This is a genomic window from Paenibacillus sp. G2S3 (assembly GCF_030123105.1).
Lineage (GTDB): Bacteria > Bacillota > Bacilli > Paenibacillales > Paenibacillaceae > Paenibacillus_AQ.
On the sequence record NZ_CP126095.1, the window covers coordinates 5545373 to 5561134 of the forward strand.

Here is a 15762-nt window from a genome sequence, read left to right on the forward strand (position 1 = left end):
TTCCTGTCCATTATTGAAAGGGGATTATCCCGATGTACTCTCTTAATAAACGGCTGCTATCGAAGGCAGCCGTACTGATTCTGTTTAGCATCATATGTATACTGATGCTATCTAACCCGGCGGCGCGCGCGGAGGGCGATGGCTCGGTCGACGAGCTGCTGCCGCCAGTCGGCAGCGCGCTCGTCGAAGCCGGCCAGAGCCGCTGGGACGCGGCCGCCGCCGATGTAGAAGCGTTCGCTGCGCTATGGCGCACCGCGAACGCGAACACGCCGGACCCGGCACTTGCCGGTCCGGCAGCCGCTGTTGACGCCGCGCTTGCAGACGCGGCGGCGGCCTTGCGGCGGGCGATGGTGCGCCCGCCAAAACGGCACTGTCCACGCTCGCAGAAGCGTGGACGCGTATGTCACCGCCGCCTCCGGCACGGACGGCGGTGACACTGGAGCCGCCGGCCAAGAGACGGCGGCGAAGCTGCTGCCCGCGGCGGAGCGCACGCGGGATGCGGCGCGCAGCGCCGACTGGAGCGCGGCAGCGGCAGCGTACCGCGACATCGTCAGCGGATGGAAGCCGGCAGAGCGCAACATCCGGGCCGACAATTCCGCCGTCTACAGCTTGCTGGAGACGAAGATAAGCCTGCTGCGCATCGCGCTGCAGGCAGAACCGCTCCGCGAGGAGTCGGCGAAATCAGAAGCAGAAGCCTTATATCAGCTGCTTGCTGATTACAGTGAAGGCAAAGCAATAGATGCTGGCGATACTTCCGGTAAACCAGCATCTATTGAAGGACTGATCAGCCATCTCAACAAAGCTTCTTCCACCGCCAAAGCAGGCAACAGCGCAGAAGCAGCAAATATCATGGAACAATTCATCGTAGATTGGCCCTCTGCTGAAGGACAAGTACAAATTGCTTCTCCGGCGGTCTATAACAATATTGAGAACGAAAGTGCAGCGGTCACTGGCTATCTGCTCTCTAATCCACCTAAGTTAGATCAAGCCTTAAAGATCATGGATAATATGGTCTCTGAGCTAACTCCTTTGGCTGGTGAGACAACCTATAATGCTTGGGATGCTGCGCTAATTCTACTGCGTGAAGGACTGGAGGCGATCCTCGTATTGTCTGCCCTTCTTGCCTACCTGAAGCGTGATGGCAACACCAAAGCACAGAAATGGATCTGGTCTGGCGCAGCTATAGGACTTGTAGCGAGTATCGGATTAGCCGTTCTGCTCACCTATACCATTTCCCGCGCGGCATCTGGTGGAGCACGTGAGATGATTGAAGGCATCACGGGTCTTGTTGCTGTAATCATGATGCTTACCATTGGACGCTGGCTGCATAGCAAATCAAATACCGCGAATTGGAACAACTATGTTGGTCGGCAAGTGGATGGAGCGTTAGCCAAGGGTAATCTCTGGTCATTATCTTCCGTAGCAGCGCTTGCGATTTTACGCGAAGGTGCAGAAACCACTATTTTTTATGTAGGGATGGCCCCTTCCATTAAAGTGTCTCAATTGCTGCTAGGGATCGGAAGTGCTCTAGTGATTCTAGGGATTGTAGGTTACGCAATTATTGCCTTGAGTGCGAAATTGCCGATTGCCGCCTTCTTCCGTACAGCTACACTACTTATTTACTATTTAGTGTTCCGCTTTCTTGGAGAGAGCATTCACTCCCTTCAAGTCGCCGGGAAACTTCCCGCTCATGTACAGGATGGGTTACCTTCTATTAGCTGGCTCGGGATGTATCCAACTTGGGAAACATTAGTTCCTCAGTTGCTTGTCCTTGCGTTTATTGTGTGGGAAATGCTGCGGAATAGAGCACCGAAAGCGTCACAAACTGTATAGCAACAAAGAAAAAAACGGTTGTCATCTTTTAACGATGACAACCGTTTTTTGTAGATTTTAAATGAAGCCGATCCTATGACCTTTGCATTAGAAAATGAAATTAGATGTACCGGTCCGTCACGCCCTTTAGGTTACGCCGGTTTAGTCCGGTAATCCCTTGCAATTACAGTCTAATTTATGAAATGGATTCCATAGCAAGCTTTTTATTTGCGAGGTAATTTACGGACGATATGATAGAATAAAAAGACTATATACTACACACAAGCACCAAAGGGAGGCTGTTGTTCTCGAATGGCTAATATAAAAGAAATCGCTCGTATGGCTGGTGTTTCCGTGACAACGGTCTCGCGAGTACTCAATAATCATCCTTATGTAAGTGAAGCCAAAAGAACCGCTGTCCTTAATACGATTGAAAAATTAAACTACACGCGTAATATGAACGCCGTACATCTAATTACTGGCCGTACCCAAGCCATTGCAGTTATTATCCCTAACATCAACCTTTTTTATTTCTCTGTAATTATTGAAGGCTTAGCTCAAGAAGCGCTGCTAGCGCATTACCGACTAATTCTGTGCCAGACCGATTATCGTCATGAAGAAGAGCTCAAGGTACTGGAGATGCTGCGCAACAAAGAAATTGACGGCGTGGTAATTGTATCTACGAGAATGAGCTCAGAAGTCATTGAAGAATATACAGCGTATGGCCCAATAGTAATCTGCCAAGATAGAGGTGAATGTCGCTTCTCTTCCGTGTATATTGAGCATTATTCTGCTTTTCGTTCCGGCCTCCAGTACTTGAGTGATAAGGGGTACCAACAGATCGGTTACTGTGAAGGCAAACAGCACGGCAGTAGTAGTTCCATCCGACAAATTGCCTTTAATGACTTTTTAGCCGCTACAGGACAGCCTTTTCATGAAGGATGGATGATGTATGACTGTATGAATGAAGAGGATGGTGGGCGTGTACTGCACGAACTGCTGAAAATGAAGAAGCGGCCCAATGCCCTGATTATAACAGGCGATCATGTAGCAGCCGGTCTGATCATCGAAGCGTGGAAGAACGGGATCCGTATTCCTGAGGATCTGGCGGTCATCGGATTTGACGACCAGCCGATCGGACGAGCTTTGGGTCTCACCACCATAGATAACCAGTTGTCCGAAATGGGCGTTACAGCTTTTCGGATCATTTATGATCAGATCCAGAATAACGATAGACATCCGGTACACCATAAGCTTGAGTATCGCATTATTGAACGTTCTACGGTATAGTACGATTCAGATGTTGTTCAAAAACGGTCCACTTCGCAGTCTTCTGTGAGTGGGCTGTTTTTAATTCTCACATATTATCCTTTTTTTATTCATTTTTCCCCCTTGCATCCGGAATGATTTTGTTTTATTCTGATTATGAAAATAATTTTCTTATTTCAAGATATAATTTTAAAAATAATTTTAAAAAAAGTTTCATTAGAAGTCGAGGTGGATTGATGTCCCCAATTTTGTATGCACTCGAGCACGAAAAGTCCAAGCTCTCACAAATGGAGCGCAAGCTGGCGGAACGGATCCTGTCATCACCAGGTGAAATTGTTCATATGGGTATCACAGAACTCGCGGAGCAATGCGGTATTAGTCCTGCTACCATCACACGTTTTTGTAAGGTTCTGCATTTCAAGGGTTTTCCAGATTTCAAAGTAAAGCTAGCGGCTGAGATTGCTCATAGCGATGCAGCACCTCAGGATGGTGGTTCTTCTTATCAGGATATTGTTGCAGGCAACCCACTCTCCGTTATTGTGGAAGCGATGCAAACAAATCACCTGACATCCATCCGAGATACAACTTCACTTTTGGATTTGGAACGACTACAGGCAGCCGTTAATTTATTGTGTCAAGCACGGCGAGTGGACCTTTACGGAATGGCTACTTCCTCCATTGTTGCTCAGGATTTCTACCAAAAGCTAATCCGCATTGGCGTGAATTGTACGGCATTTGCCGATTCCCATATGCAGATTACATCTGCCTCTTCGCTATCTGAAGGCGATGTCGTTTTCGCAGTATCGTATTCCGGAGAAACCCCAGAGACCATTGATGCTTTAACCTGTGCCAAAGCCAGCGGAGCAAGCACCATCGCTCTAACCTCTTACGGCAGCAGCACCTTGGCAACTCTGGCTGATATTCCACTCTTCTCCTCTTCTCTGGAAAAAGGAATGCGACGAGGAGATATGGCCTCACGTATTGCCCAGCTACACATCATTGATATTTTGTTTACTGGAATGGTCAGCACCCGTTTTGGGGATTTTATTCCTAGACTGGAGCAATCTTATCTGAATGTCCAACATTACCGAAACAAACGAGGAGGTCAATTATAATGAATATTCTTAAGTTCAATAGTGATGAAGATTTCGTACAGACAGGTGCAAATCTTATCGCCAGCCTGCTTCAAAGCAATCCTAAAGCGGTGCTCGGTCTTGCGACCGGAAGTTCCCCAGTTGGTGTCTATGCCAAATTAGTTGAAATGCATCAAAAAGGACTTGTTAGCTTCTCGAAGGCCACTTCCTTCAATCTTGATGAGTATATCGGTTTGCCTGTCGATCACCCGCAGAGCTATCGCAGCTTCATGAATGAGCAATTATTCAATCATATTGATATTGATCTAGGACAGACACATGTCCCTAACGGCAATGCAGCAGATATGGAAGCGGAGTGCCTCGCTTACGACAAAATGCTGGAAGAGAACGGACCGGTTGACTTGCAGATCCTCGGGATTGGAAGCAACGGTCATATCGGATTCAATGAACCAGATGCCAATCTGAGCAGCAAAACTCATGTCGTTGATTTGCTTGAAGACACACGGGAAGCTAATGCCAGATTCTTCGACTCTTTAGACGATGTACCACGGCAAGCGGTCACCATGGGCATCGGCGGCATTCTGAAAGCACGCCAAATTCTTTTGTTAGTACGCGGAGCTGGCAAAGCTGAAGCTATCCGCAATGCTGTTGAAGGTCCGATTACTACCCAATGCCCTGCATCTTTGCTGCAAAGCCATCCGAATGTAATCGTCCTTGTAGATGAAGGAGCAGGAAAATGGCTGAAGTAAAGAAAGAACTAGGAAAATTACTGTTTGGTAAGGTGCTGACTCCCCAAGGATTAATTGAGCAGGGCGTGATTGCTGTATCAGGTGAGCAAATCCGTTATGCCGGTGAGGCAACATGGCTTCCAGAAGCTTACGCACATTGGCCAGCCGATGGTCAAGCTTCGGGAGACCTGCTTATTCCTGGATTTGTAGATGTACATGTACATGGTGGAGCTGGCCACGACTTTATGTACAGTGATACCGAATCTCTAAATACCATCACTAAGTTTCACAGCTCCCAAGGAACAACTACCATGCTGGCAACGACTATGACCGCTTCCAAGCCAGCCATTGATCAAGTATTTGCCGAAATAAACGCATATCGCTCCACTGAGATGCCATACACACAAATTGCGGGTATGCATTTGGAAGGACCGTTCATCAGCCCGAAATGGTCTGGCGCTCAGAACCCAGAGCATATTGTTCCTGCCAATATTGAATGGCTGGAACAATGGGAGAACGATTACCCAGGCATGATCCGGCAAGTCACATTGGCTCCGGAACGCGAAGGCGCACTCGAAGCTATTCTCTGGCTACGTAAGCATGGTATTACCGCTGCTCTCGGTCACACCGATGCATCCTTTGAAGAGGTCATTGCCGCAGCAGATGCCGGATTAAATCAAGCTGTGCATATGTTTAATGCAATGACACCACTACATCACCGCAAGCCTGGATCTGCCGGTGCCGTACTATTCGATAAGCGCATACGGGCGGAGATTATCGCCGATGGCATACATGTTCATCCTGCAGCCATCTCTATAGTGGCTAATCTAAAAAAAGATAACAATTTGTTATTAATTACAGATGCTATGTCTGCGACTGGACTTAATGATGGTGAATATACGATTGGTGATTTACCTGTGCTGGTTCAAGATGGCATCGCCACACTTAAAGATAACCCTGCTGCTTTAGCGGGTAGTACGCTTACCATGATCCGCGGCTTCCGTTATCTCATACAGGAAGTAGGGCTCAGCCTGGAAGAGGCCTCCCGTGCTGCAAGCCTTACTCCGGCGATATCCATTGGAATGGAACGTTCCATCGGTTCTTTGGAAGCCGGAAAACGCGGCGATATTCTCCGGCTTGACGCTGATTTGAATTTGCGTGGCGTATGGATTGGCGGTCGTCAAATTACCATTCAATAAAATTGTGTATAACAAAAAAACAACAGTCCTCACCTTTATGGCGAGAATTGTTGTTTTTTTGTTTATAAATCAACTCTAACTATTTATTAATAATTACGCGTTGGGAAAATTCGCTCAACCATCGTCCGGAATTCATCCACAAAACCTTTGATCGGATGACCCGCACGAGCCTCTTCGGCATAAACGTTGACACGATCTACAAAGTCTGGATTTGCTGATACGTATACATCCTTAATTGTTGCATCATGTTTTTTAATTTCGGCAGCGATTTTTGCTTTAATTTCTTTAGTAACTGTATCAGTTTCTTTCGTATGCATAGTGTTATTTGTGCTATTCATGTGAGTCGAATTGGTGCTGTTCATGTGAGTCGAATTACTTCTATAATTCGTACCATGGGTACTATTGGTGTAGTTTGGAGTGGTACTGCGAATGCCCATTCCTGTTCCCAAACCATCGGTCATTCCTGTTCCTGTTGCGTTTCTAGTTCCCATACCCATTCCGTTACCAATGCCCATCCCCATATTAACATCATGCTTCGAACCGTTGCTGTTCAGCAGAGGTCCATTATTATAAGTATGGGTTCTTGTCCCAGTAGTCCCTGTACCTGTTCCCAAACTTCCCATACCGGTTGTTCCATTTCTGTGAGTCCCCATACCTGTCGTACCTGTACCCGTCCCCATACTTCCCATGCCAAGCGTTCCATTTCTGGTTGCAGGTCCAGTGCTTGTTGTACCAGGGACTGTATTCACAGTACCTCTTAAGGTTCCGTTCGTTCCATTCGTTACGGCCCCTGTATCATTCATCCCATCGCGTCCAATTTTCACTCTTCCTGTACCCGACATTACCCCAGTCGGTCCATAATTGTGAGGAACTGTAGACGATTTAGCTCTATAGGATGTAGTACCTTTGGCCCGAAGTCCAGTAGTTGTATCATGCAATGTTACGGCGACATACGCATTCTTACCTGCAAGCATTACGTTCGCTGTGCGAACTTCAGGCATAGCGGCAATACGATCAGCGAGTTCCTGACTGACCTCCATCTTAGTAATATTATGCGTACCCATCGTTCCTCCGCGTACGGAGTTTACACCGATACGTCCGTCATTTACGCCCCGGACACTATTAGTTTGCACATTAGTCTTTTCTGCCGTATTCGTCCCACACCCTGTAATACTCACCAAGCCTAGAAGTAATGCGGCTGAGACTGACATGCTGATCTTGGATCGCATCATGAATTCATCCTCCATCTCTATTGTTGTATGTGTGCAGCGTAACAGTCGTTAGGATGACCTTCCTTAGATCAAGCTATCCTGAAAGGATTTGGAACTGTGTCCGTTTGACCGTCACCTGACCATGCACATCGGCGTATCTTATAAACAGTAAGCCGTATCTCAAGCGAGTCGGTATTGCTCCGCAAAAGTCAGGAGGCGCGTGCATGAAAGTTTTATTCACGTTTTATATACCGAGTGGCGGGGTGGAGACCTTAAACAAGCTGCGGTGTGAGAGTCTCCAGCGTAATGGGATTGAATGCCATGTTTTATATCTAATGCCTGGTTCAGGAAGCCAGAATAAGGCTAACTTTCCGGTGTTCATTTCCTCTATAGATGAGGAGATTAAAGAAGTACTTGATACCCATAACTATGATGCCATTATTGTTACATCCGATTATTTATTGCTGAAGCGTCTGCGTGAGCTCGGTTACGGCGGTATTTTGATATACGAATCTCAAGGACTTGGAAAACGCAGTCATGCGGAAGACCTAATCAAAGACGCTATTCCTTATTTCCGCTCCTACTGTAACGCTGTCCTAATCCCACCAACGGATCATTTACTGGAGCTGTTTATTGAAATCTGTCCATGGCTGCATCGGTATGTCATTCCCAATATTGTTGATGTCCAGTCTTTTCAGCATATCCCTGCCGAGCCTCCCGCAGATCCGGTCATCGCTTGGGTAGGGCGTTTGGAGAGCAACAAAAATTGGCGAGAATATTTGAGAATTGCCCATCAAATTCGCCTTCACAAACCAAACCTTCATTTATGGATGTTTCATGACCCTGAATTAGCCACAGAAGATCAAAAGCTATCCTTCCAAGAAGAATTGCATGCCTTAGGTCTGAATGACCGTTTAAGTACCTTTACCAATATCCCTAACCATGTGATGCCCATTTATTATTCGTCCATAGCTAATTCTGGAGGGTTCCTGTTATCCACTTCAGTTACAGAAGGATTTGGCTATGCCGTTGCGGAAGCCATTTGCTGCACTTGTCCTGTACTTAGCACGGATTCTGACGGGGTTAGATCCTTTATTGTGCATAATATCTCAGGTAAATTTTATCCGCTTGGCAACATCGAAACCGCCGTCAATGAAGGGCTAGAGCTAATGAACAATATGCCACTACGAAATGCACTCCGCCAGCAAGGAAGAAATTATATGGTTTCACGTTACGGTTCGGAAAAATATGCGCAGTCTTTTCGTGAAATGATGAACTCCTTTGCCATCTTCTAACTGAAAAAGAACCTTCAGTCCACTTTATTTGTGGATTTGAAGGTTCTTTTATGATTTGGGACATACTAAGATGGATTTCTTGATACAATCTCAAATAGCACATTTTGAAGTATTTGTGTGCTTTTTTCCCAAGTGAAATCCTGTGAAACCTGTTCACCCTTACGAGCCAATCGTTGGCGTAAAGCCGGGTCTCTGATTAAGGTTATAATGTCATCTGCAAGCCGGTTCTGAAATCGGTAAGACATTAAGCAGTTATGGCCATGCGTGCAATATTCCATATTCCCACCGGAGTAAACCGTAACGAGCGCCGCGCCGCAACGCATAGCCTCGATTCCTGGCAACGAACCTGTATCATACGTACTCGAACTCACAAAAATGTCGCTCTCACTATAATGGAAACAAAGTTCAGCATCATTCGCTGGAGTCCTTATTTGGTAACGTTCATCGTTCACTAGGGTTTGAAGCGTTGGAGATTCCGCTTGTTCTCCGGGAGGAGAAATTAAATAAAGTTCAACCTCTGGATGTTGGGCTTTAACCTTGTTTAATTGTTGAAGTAAATAATTCTGCTCACGGTGAGCTGAGAATCCACCTTCTGTCTTGCGCATAATCGCGGAAATTACCAGCCTTTTTTTAGGATCACGGATTTTAAGATTTCTAAAAACTTGGCCTACACCGATTGGCACGATTCTCCCTTTAATTCCATGATTCATCTGGACAATTCCTTGTTGCCAGCGCGAAAGAACGAGTAGGTTAGGCGTAATATTATACGATGAAAAAGAACGGTTATTGTCAGGTAAAAAGGTTGGCTCATAACAAAGCGCCAATCGAACATGAACGCCTTTACCGTCTTCACTTGCCCGCTGCGATACCTCGACTGTGGTATAGAAGTTGGAGATAATCACATCTCCTACAGGAAAATCGCTTGCTGCCAGTTCTCCTGTTTTTGCATAGACCAGTTCACATTTCATCTCGTATTCTACGACACCATCGCTGGGTAAGAGGATCGTCACTTCATGACCAATTTCTGTAAGACGATTAGTCAGCTCTGCCAGCATACGCTGCGCCCCACCCCTGGTTAGAGTTAGAACAGGAAATATTAACTTCATCTCCTTCTCTCCTTTAGCAACAACCGCGATAGAACCCGGTGATGTCTTGCTTGTACCTGCTCAATCTCCCTTGTCTGCTCCTCTTTGTGAATTACTGAGCCCATCTCGTTATGAACTCGGTAATCAAGCAGCGGTTCCTCTATATAAGACCATGTATAATACGGCAAAATACGCAGCCATAGATCATAATCTTGTGTATATAAAAATTTCTCATTGAATTTTCCAACTGCGCGTAAAATATCCATATGAAGAAGCACAGTACTTCCATTCACCGGGCAGCCTAACATCATGGTCTCAATAAGCTGTGCCCTACTGTCAAAAATCATACTTATCGTCTCGGAAATCCGCTTACCCTGCTCGTTTATATAATAGTAGGCTGTATAATTAAACAAAGTGCCTGTGCTCTTGAGCATTTGCATCTGATGTTTGATTTTATTCGGATGAAATAAATCGTCAGCACTTAACCAGGCAAAATAGGTTCCCGTAGCCACGTCTATTCCTTTGTTTAGCGCGGAGGCGGTTCCTCCATTATTTTTTCGCTTATAAATGATCTTATCCATGAAGGGTTCAAGCTTCTCCCTCCAAAGAGTAGACCCATCATCAATTACAATGATCTCTATGTTCGAGTAACTTTGTTCCACGACGCTTTGAATCGCGAGATCCACGTATGGACAGTTATAAAAAGGAATGATTACCGACACTTTAGGTTCTTCACTCATGCGCTCACCTCCTTCACCTGAAGCTCGGCCTTTATACTGTTTTGCAAGCCAATAAGGCATCTACCGGAGCATGACTTTCACCAAACGCTTCACGAAACGATGGATTTTGAGCATGATGAAAGCCTTTAAGTACAGTTACAGCATACCCCAGCTCCATAAAGTCCTCCGGCTCCCATCCGCTCCGGTGCTTTTGATAATGTTCTCCTTGCAAGTGATAATGGTCCATTCCCTCCTGCGGAAAAAAACCCCGAGGTGTAAATACGACTACACGATTATAGGCGATCCTCTCTGCCATCCCGAGTAATCTCTGTCCTTCCTTCTTTTCAAAGTGTTCTATGGAATCGATAAAAGTGACCGCTGAGAACGTCTTAGGAAGGAATAATTTATCCATATGACAAGCATCCCCGTGCACAGGAATAATATGAGGTGATTTATATTTACGATGCAGTAGGTAAGGTCTGTGAATTTCTAGTCCAAGGACTACTGCGGCTTCATACCGTTCAAGCAGGGTACCGGTGCCGCTGCCGATATCCAGTATACTTTCACAGAATTTCAATTGTTCCAATAAGATTGGTAGAAAGTCATTCACTTCAATTACCCGGTACATAACCTTCTTACCCCCCCATAGAAGAGATCAAATGCTGGAGCGGACCCTTGTAACGAGCGTTAGTTGCAGCTGCTTCTGCCATAATGACATCGTAATATTTAAGCGTCCCCATCCCTTCATGATTACGGTAAGCGGTGAGTGACTGATTCAGCATAACAGGTGCATACCCGTTCAGAATCGCGCGGTACCATAAATCATAGTCATGTGTATAGGGAAGTGATTCATTAAAAAGCCCAATCGCTCCAAACACCTCTCGTTTGAACATCACCGTACAGCCATTAATAGGATTACCCTGTAAAAAACAACGTAAATAATCGAGGTAACTAGGAAACAATTGCGCTGCGTTCATCTGAATCAACTGAGATTGACCGTTAATATAATTGAAGTTGGTATAGGAGATTAACAGGTGGTTTTGTTCCATGAACAGCACCTGATTATTGATTTTGTCTCGGTAAAATAAGTCATCTGAGCTGAGCCAGGCCACATAGTCTCCGGTTGCATGCAAGATGCCGTGATTCAGAGCGGAGGCGGTTCCTCCGTTGCTTTTTCCCAAATAATGAATTCGCGGAAAATACGGTCGAATCAGATCTGCATGAACGGTCGAGCCGTCATCGACGACGATGATTTCGTAAGGTTCCCAAGACTGTGAAAGCACACTTTGCAAGGCATGCTCTATATAAGGGCAGTTATAAAAAGGGATCACTACCGATACTTTCGGTCTCATAACATCCGTCCTTCCCAGTTCGCACGACAATAGTCCAAAATATCTGTTAAGGACTGACTAAACTCGATTTCTGGCTTCCAGCCCAGTGAAGATACATTTTCCTCCGGTGTTGCAGAGGCGTCTGAAGGTGTTGATCGATCCCCCGCCACTCCGTTTTCCGGAATAGAGAGAGCAGCTTGTTCTGGTCCCCAATCCATCGGAACCGAAGCAATGGAATGGCTTATTAGCTGCTCCGCAATATCGCCAAGTTGCCGCTGCGTTCCTGAATCAATTCGGTAGATGGTTCCATTAGTACCTTTGCGCAATATAAAGTCATAAGCTCTTACAGCATCGCGTACATCCAAAAAATCACGTAATGCATAGCGAGAAGAAAGTTTGAAGGGAGGTATTTCTTCGCCTGCATGGACTTCACTACGAACAATATGCTGTGCCAATAAAGAGCAGAAGCCAGTAGAAGGACCGGGACCGATCAGGTTGCAGGGCTCAGCCAGCAGAACGGGCTGTTTAAACAGCGTCCCCCAAGCTAAGGACACCAGCTCTTCTATTGTTTTGCTGAGGCTATATGGGTGTGGTGGTCCTGCCACCACACCGGGTTTGAATTTAAGTCGCGAGCCTGCTACAAGAATCCGACTGGTAGGTAGACTTCGCATGGCTTCTAGCAAATATAACGTAGCCATCACATTCGTCTCCATAAAGAGCAAAGGGTTACGCCAAGACTCAGGCACCGAGTTGTTTCCTGCCAAATGAAGGACAGCCTCCGGTGTAGTTTCCTTTATCATCTCAGCAACGGCCTTCCGATTGCTTAAATCACAGTGATAAACCTTCACTCCTTCTGGAAACAAAGCGGAAGCGAGGACACCCGCTGTCGATGGCGGACGCACCACAGCGGTAACCTCAGCGCCTCCTGCCGAGAACAAATGAACAGCATGTCGACCGGTGAATCCGGCCGCCCCGGTAATCAGTAGTTTTTGACCTTTCATGGGGACATCTCTGACTGCTTCATCCAGTCAGCCAGTTCTTGCAGCATCAAGGGGTACGAAGGCAACGGCAAATTAACATCCGTTCTTGTATTCACTAATGTTCGATCTTGAACATGTTCATCTTCAGGGATGATTTCTACATCCTCTTTATGAAAGGTAGCCTGAATGTGTTGAAGCAGCTCATACTTACTTACCGGCTTCGGATGTGCTAAGTGAATCAGCCCCGATACCGTGGAATCCAGCAGCGTATCCACTGCTTTAGCTAATTGGAGTGTAGTGACTCCATTCCACATCACCCGGCGGTATCCTGATACTTGACCACGCTGTGCCAGGAACCAATCCATCAGACCAATACCGTCTGGGCGGATTTCCGGACCAATAATCGAAGTGCGGATCGTAAGATGTCCAGGTTTTTGCACCTCACCAAGACTTTTTGAAATCGCATAGACAGAGGTTCCATCAGGAGCATCCTGCTCGGTGTACCCTCCGCGTGTTCCTTCAAACACGCAGTCGGTACTGATATGGATAAGTCTTGCATGAACAGCTTCCGCCATTCGCCACAAGTGGTGCGGAAGAAAGCCATTCACGTGGTAAGCCCCTATTTTGTCACGTTCTGCGAATTGATTGAGTACCCCCATCGCATTAATGATGCAATGGGGGGAGACGATATCGACCAGCTTCTCTACTCCGGCTATATCGTTTGCATCTACATACAGCCCGCCAAGATCACTCTTATCCCGGGTTGTATGGAAGACGTGATGCTTGCCCTGGCGGCGAAAATAATCCGCCAGCATATGCCCCGCCATACCGTTTCCACCAAGGATAAGCAGCTTCATTGCAGGAACCCTCCCCGAATCAGGATGCTCTTGATCTCTTCCTGATCCATTAGATTCGTCTCAGAGCTAAAGCTATTAAAAGAGACATGAGGATAAGCGCTATAATGTGCCTTTAACTCTGGCATGTTCAGCGTAGGGAGTATCACTAGATACTGTTCATCGTAGACAACGGTTGTTAAGCTTTCGAAATCGCTCATTAGAATCTCGTGTATTTTCTCCCCCGGACGAATTCCGGTCTCGATAATACTTACATTCGGCTCTCCAGAGGCCTCAATTAACACCTCAGCCAGGTCGATAATCCGGCAGGTCGGCATCGTCATGACAAAGATTTCCCCACCTAAGCTAACCTCAGAAGCTTTAAATAACAATGTAATTGCATCGCGTAGGGTGAAAAAGAAACGGGTCATTTTCATATCGGTAATGCGTACCTGTCCCTTGTCCTTGATCTGCTTCATGAACAAATGCACTACGCTGCCGTTCGTTCCGAGCACATTCCCTCCACGTACGGTTACAAAACGGGTGTTTGAGCCAATTAGATTGGCATAGACGAACAATTTTTCCCCAATCGCTTTGGTCATTCCATAGAAGTTCGACGGGTTCGCAGCCTTATCCGTAGAGATGTAAATGGCCTTCTCAACGCCATTCACAATGGCTGCTTCGATCACATTCTGAGTGCCTACAACATTGGTTTTGAGCGCTTCATAGGGCTGATCTTCACAGACCGGAACATGTTTGAGCGCCGCCAAATGGAAGATATAATCAACGCCACGGCAAGCGGCGATCAGCGCATCCTTGTCACGGATATCACCAATGATAAAGCTGAGACGTTGATCCTCGAACTCCCGACTCATCGCCACCTGAGCGGATTCACTGCGGGAGAAGACGATGATTTCCTTAGGATTTTGCGGCAGAAGTTGCCTAATCAGCTCATGCCCCCAGGAACCGGTGCCGCCTGTGACCACAATCCGTTTATTATTGAACATGCAGGTTCCCTCCAAGCAAAAATTTAACTACCTTTACCGAAACATCCGGAGTCAAGTAACCTTCCGGAGCCTCCCAATCCCGACGGAGCGCTGTCATCAGCTTGACGCTGCGCAGAATACTTTTCTGGTCCACACCTGACACCACGTTACTTCCGCAATCTACCGTTTCTGGACGCTCCGTTGTTCTGCGAATCGTAACGGTTGGCACTTTCATCAAGCAGCATTCCTCCTGTACGGTCCCACTGTCGGTGATGGCACACAAGGCATGCTGTTCCAAATAAACAAAATCAAAAAATCCGAAGGGCTCATGAAATTCAACGAGAGGGTTCATTGGAAGAGAAAGTTGCTCGGTTAGTTTGGAGCGAGTGCGAGGATGAATGCTGCATATTAAACGAATTCCAAAATGCTCAGCCACTGCGTTAAGACCTGACATAATTTGTACAAGGGACTCTGGATCATCTACATTTTCTGCACGATGTGCTGTTACAAGGAAATACTGCCCTGAGGTAAGATTCAGCTGCTCCAGAATACTGCTAGCCTGGATTTTTGGTTCAAAATGAGTCATGACCTCATGAATCGGATTTCCTGTTAACACAATACGTCTGCTTGGGAAGCCTTCGCTGATTAGATGTCTTTTGCTCTGCTGTGTATATGGCATATTAATGGTCGAAACGGCATCTATGACACGGCGGTTTTTCTCTTCGGGCACTTTTAGGTCATAGCAGCGGTTTCCCGCTTCCATATGCACTACCGGAATACCCATCCGTTCGGCCAAAATCGCGCATAATGCGCTATTCGTATCCCCCAGAAGCAAGACACGGTCTGGCTGTTCTTTCTGTAAAATGCTTTCTAGCCCTCCGAACATGGCGGCAAGCTGGCCGCCGAGTCCTGCTTGCTTATCTTGCAGCACATAATCCGGCGCCCGCAGTCCCAGCTCAGAAAAGAAAATACCGCTGAGACTGGCGGTAAAGTTCTGGCCTGTATGCACCAGGATATGCCGCTCAGCATGTTCGTCGAGAAGCGGAATGATTACACTGAGGCGGATGATTTCAGGCCTCGTGCCTAAAATCGTCATGATCTTCATGAGTTCACTCCCCTGCCTGTTTGATGATAGTCTGACTTGGCTCAGTCAGGTGGACTAAGCTTTAAAGAAAATGGGGCGCTTATCGGGACTGGGCCAATCTACGGGATTTATACCG

The 15762-nt window shown here is 46.6% G+C and carries 16 protein-coding genes; 7 read left to right on the forward strand and 9 right to left on the reverse strand.

Going from position 1 to position 15762, the window contains the following annotated elements; all coding sequences use genetic code 11:
* The first annotated feature begins 32 nt into the window (after positions 1–32).
* From QNH28_RS24390 to nagA, 6 genes are all read left to right on the forward strand, one after another.
* On the forward strand, positions 33–434 hold the full coding sequence (locus QNH28_RS24390; RefSeq protein WP_283908908.1) for a hypothetical protein: 402 nt from the start codon (positions 33–35) through the stop codon (positions 432–434).
* Entirely contained in the window at positions 391–1833 is a 1443-nt protein-coding gene (locus QNH28_RS24395) for an FTR1 family iron permease (protein ID WP_283908909.1), read from the forward strand. The genes QNH28_RS24390 and QNH28_RS24395 overlap by 44 nt, the downstream gene beginning before the upstream one ends.
* Before the next feature lie 291 nt (positions 1834–2124).
* A complete protein-coding gene (locus QNH28_RS24400) occupies positions 2125–3102 on the forward strand; it encodes a LacI family DNA-binding transcriptional regulator (protein WP_283908910.1) in 978 nt (325 codons plus the stop codon).
* Between the two features lie 215 nt (positions 3103–3317).
* Positions 3318–4196, forward strand: coding sequence for a MurR/RpiR family transcriptional regulator (locus tag QNH28_RS24405; RefSeq protein ID WP_283908911.1), 879 nt, complete (start codon positions 3318–3320; stop codon positions 4194–4196).
* On the forward strand, positions 4196–4924 hold the full coding sequence (nagB, locus tag QNH28_RS24410) for a glucosamine-6-phosphate deaminase (RefSeq protein WP_283908912.1): 729 nt from the start codon (positions 4196–4198) through the stop codon (positions 4922–4924). The genes QNH28_RS24405 and nagB overlap by 1 nt, the downstream gene beginning before the upstream one ends.
* Positions 4912–6102: an N-acetylglucosamine-6-phosphate deacetylase gene (gene nagA, locus QNH28_RS24415; RefSeq protein ID WP_283908913.1), complete on the forward strand. Its 1191-nt coding sequence runs from the start codon at positions 4912–4914 to the stop codon at positions 6100–6102. Before nagB ends, nagA begins: the two co-directional genes overlap by 13 nt.
* Before the next feature lie 86 nt (positions 6103–6188).
* Here nagA and QNH28_RS24420 read toward each other — a convergent pair whose 3' ends face one another.
* Positions 6189–7334 carry a YhcN/YlaJ family sporulation lipoprotein gene (locus QNH28_RS24420; protein WP_283908914.1) on the reverse strand — a complete coding sequence of 382 codons (1146 nt, stop codon included), beginning with the start codon at positions 7332–7334 and terminating at the stop codon, positions 6189–6191.
* Positions 7335–7537: 203 nt separating this feature from the next.
* On the opposite strand from QNH28_RS24420, the gene QNH28_RS24425 reads away from it, so the two are divergent.
* On the forward strand, positions 7538–8608 hold the full coding sequence (locus QNH28_RS24425; protein WP_283908915.1) for a glycosyltransferase family 4 protein: 1071 nt from the start codon (positions 7538–7540) through the stop codon (positions 8606–8608).
* A 65-nt stretch (positions 8609–8673) separates the two neighbouring features.
* Here the strand turns inward: QNH28_RS24425 and QNH28_RS24430 are convergent, their stop codons facing one another.
* The 8 genes from QNH28_RS24430 to wecB are packed head-to-tail and all read right to left on the reverse strand — an operon-like array spanning position 8674 to position 15647.
* Positions 8674–9714 carry a glycosyltransferase family 4 protein gene (locus QNH28_RS24430; protein ID WP_283908916.1) on the reverse strand — a complete coding sequence of 347 codons (1041 nt, stop codon included), beginning with the start codon at positions 9712–9714 and terminating at the stop codon, positions 8674–8676.
* The gene (locus QNH28_RS24435) at positions 9711–10433 is read right to left on the reverse strand and encodes a glycosyltransferase (protein WP_283908917.1); all 723 of its coding nucleotides are present in this window, start codon (positions 10431–10433) and stop codon (positions 9711–9713) included. The genes QNH28_RS24430 and QNH28_RS24435 overlap by 4 nt, the downstream gene beginning before the upstream one ends.
* A 31-nt stretch (positions 10434–10464) precedes the next feature.
* On the reverse strand, positions 10465–11040 hold the full coding sequence (locus tag QNH28_RS24440; RefSeq protein WP_283908918.1) for a class I SAM-dependent methyltransferase: 576 nt from the start codon (positions 11038–11040) through the stop codon (positions 10465–10467).
* Between the two features lie 7 nt (positions 11041–11047).
* Positions 11048–11764, reverse strand: a complete 717-nt coding sequence (locus tag QNH28_RS24445) for a glycosyltransferase (protein WP_283908919.1) — start codon at positions 11762–11764, stop codon at positions 11048–11050.
* Positions 11761–12744 carry an NAD-dependent epimerase/dehydratase family protein gene (locus QNH28_RS24450; RefSeq protein WP_283908920.1) on the reverse strand — a complete coding sequence of 328 codons (984 nt, stop codon included), beginning with the start codon at positions 12742–12744 and terminating at the stop codon, positions 11761–11763. The genes QNH28_RS24445 and QNH28_RS24450 overlap by 4 nt, the downstream gene beginning before the upstream one ends.
* Entirely contained in the window at positions 12741–13580 is an 840-nt protein-coding gene (locus QNH28_RS24455; RefSeq protein WP_283908921.1) for a dTDP-4-dehydrorhamnose reductase family protein, read from the reverse strand. The genes QNH28_RS24450 and QNH28_RS24455 overlap by 4 nt, the downstream gene beginning before the upstream one ends.
* On the reverse strand, positions 13577–14563 hold the full coding sequence (locus QNH28_RS24460; protein ID WP_042191479.1) for a polysaccharide biosynthesis protein: 987 nt from the start codon (positions 14561–14563) through the stop codon (positions 13577–13579). Before QNH28_RS24460 ends, QNH28_RS24455 begins: the two co-directional genes overlap by 4 nt.
* Entirely contained in the window at positions 14553–15647 is a 1095-nt protein-coding gene (wecB, locus tag QNH28_RS24465; protein WP_283908922.1) for a non-hydrolyzing UDP-N-acetylglucosamine 2-epimerase, read from the reverse strand. The genes QNH28_RS24460 and wecB overlap by 11 nt, the downstream gene beginning before the upstream one ends.
* Between the last annotated feature and the right edge of the window lie 115 nt (positions 15648–15762).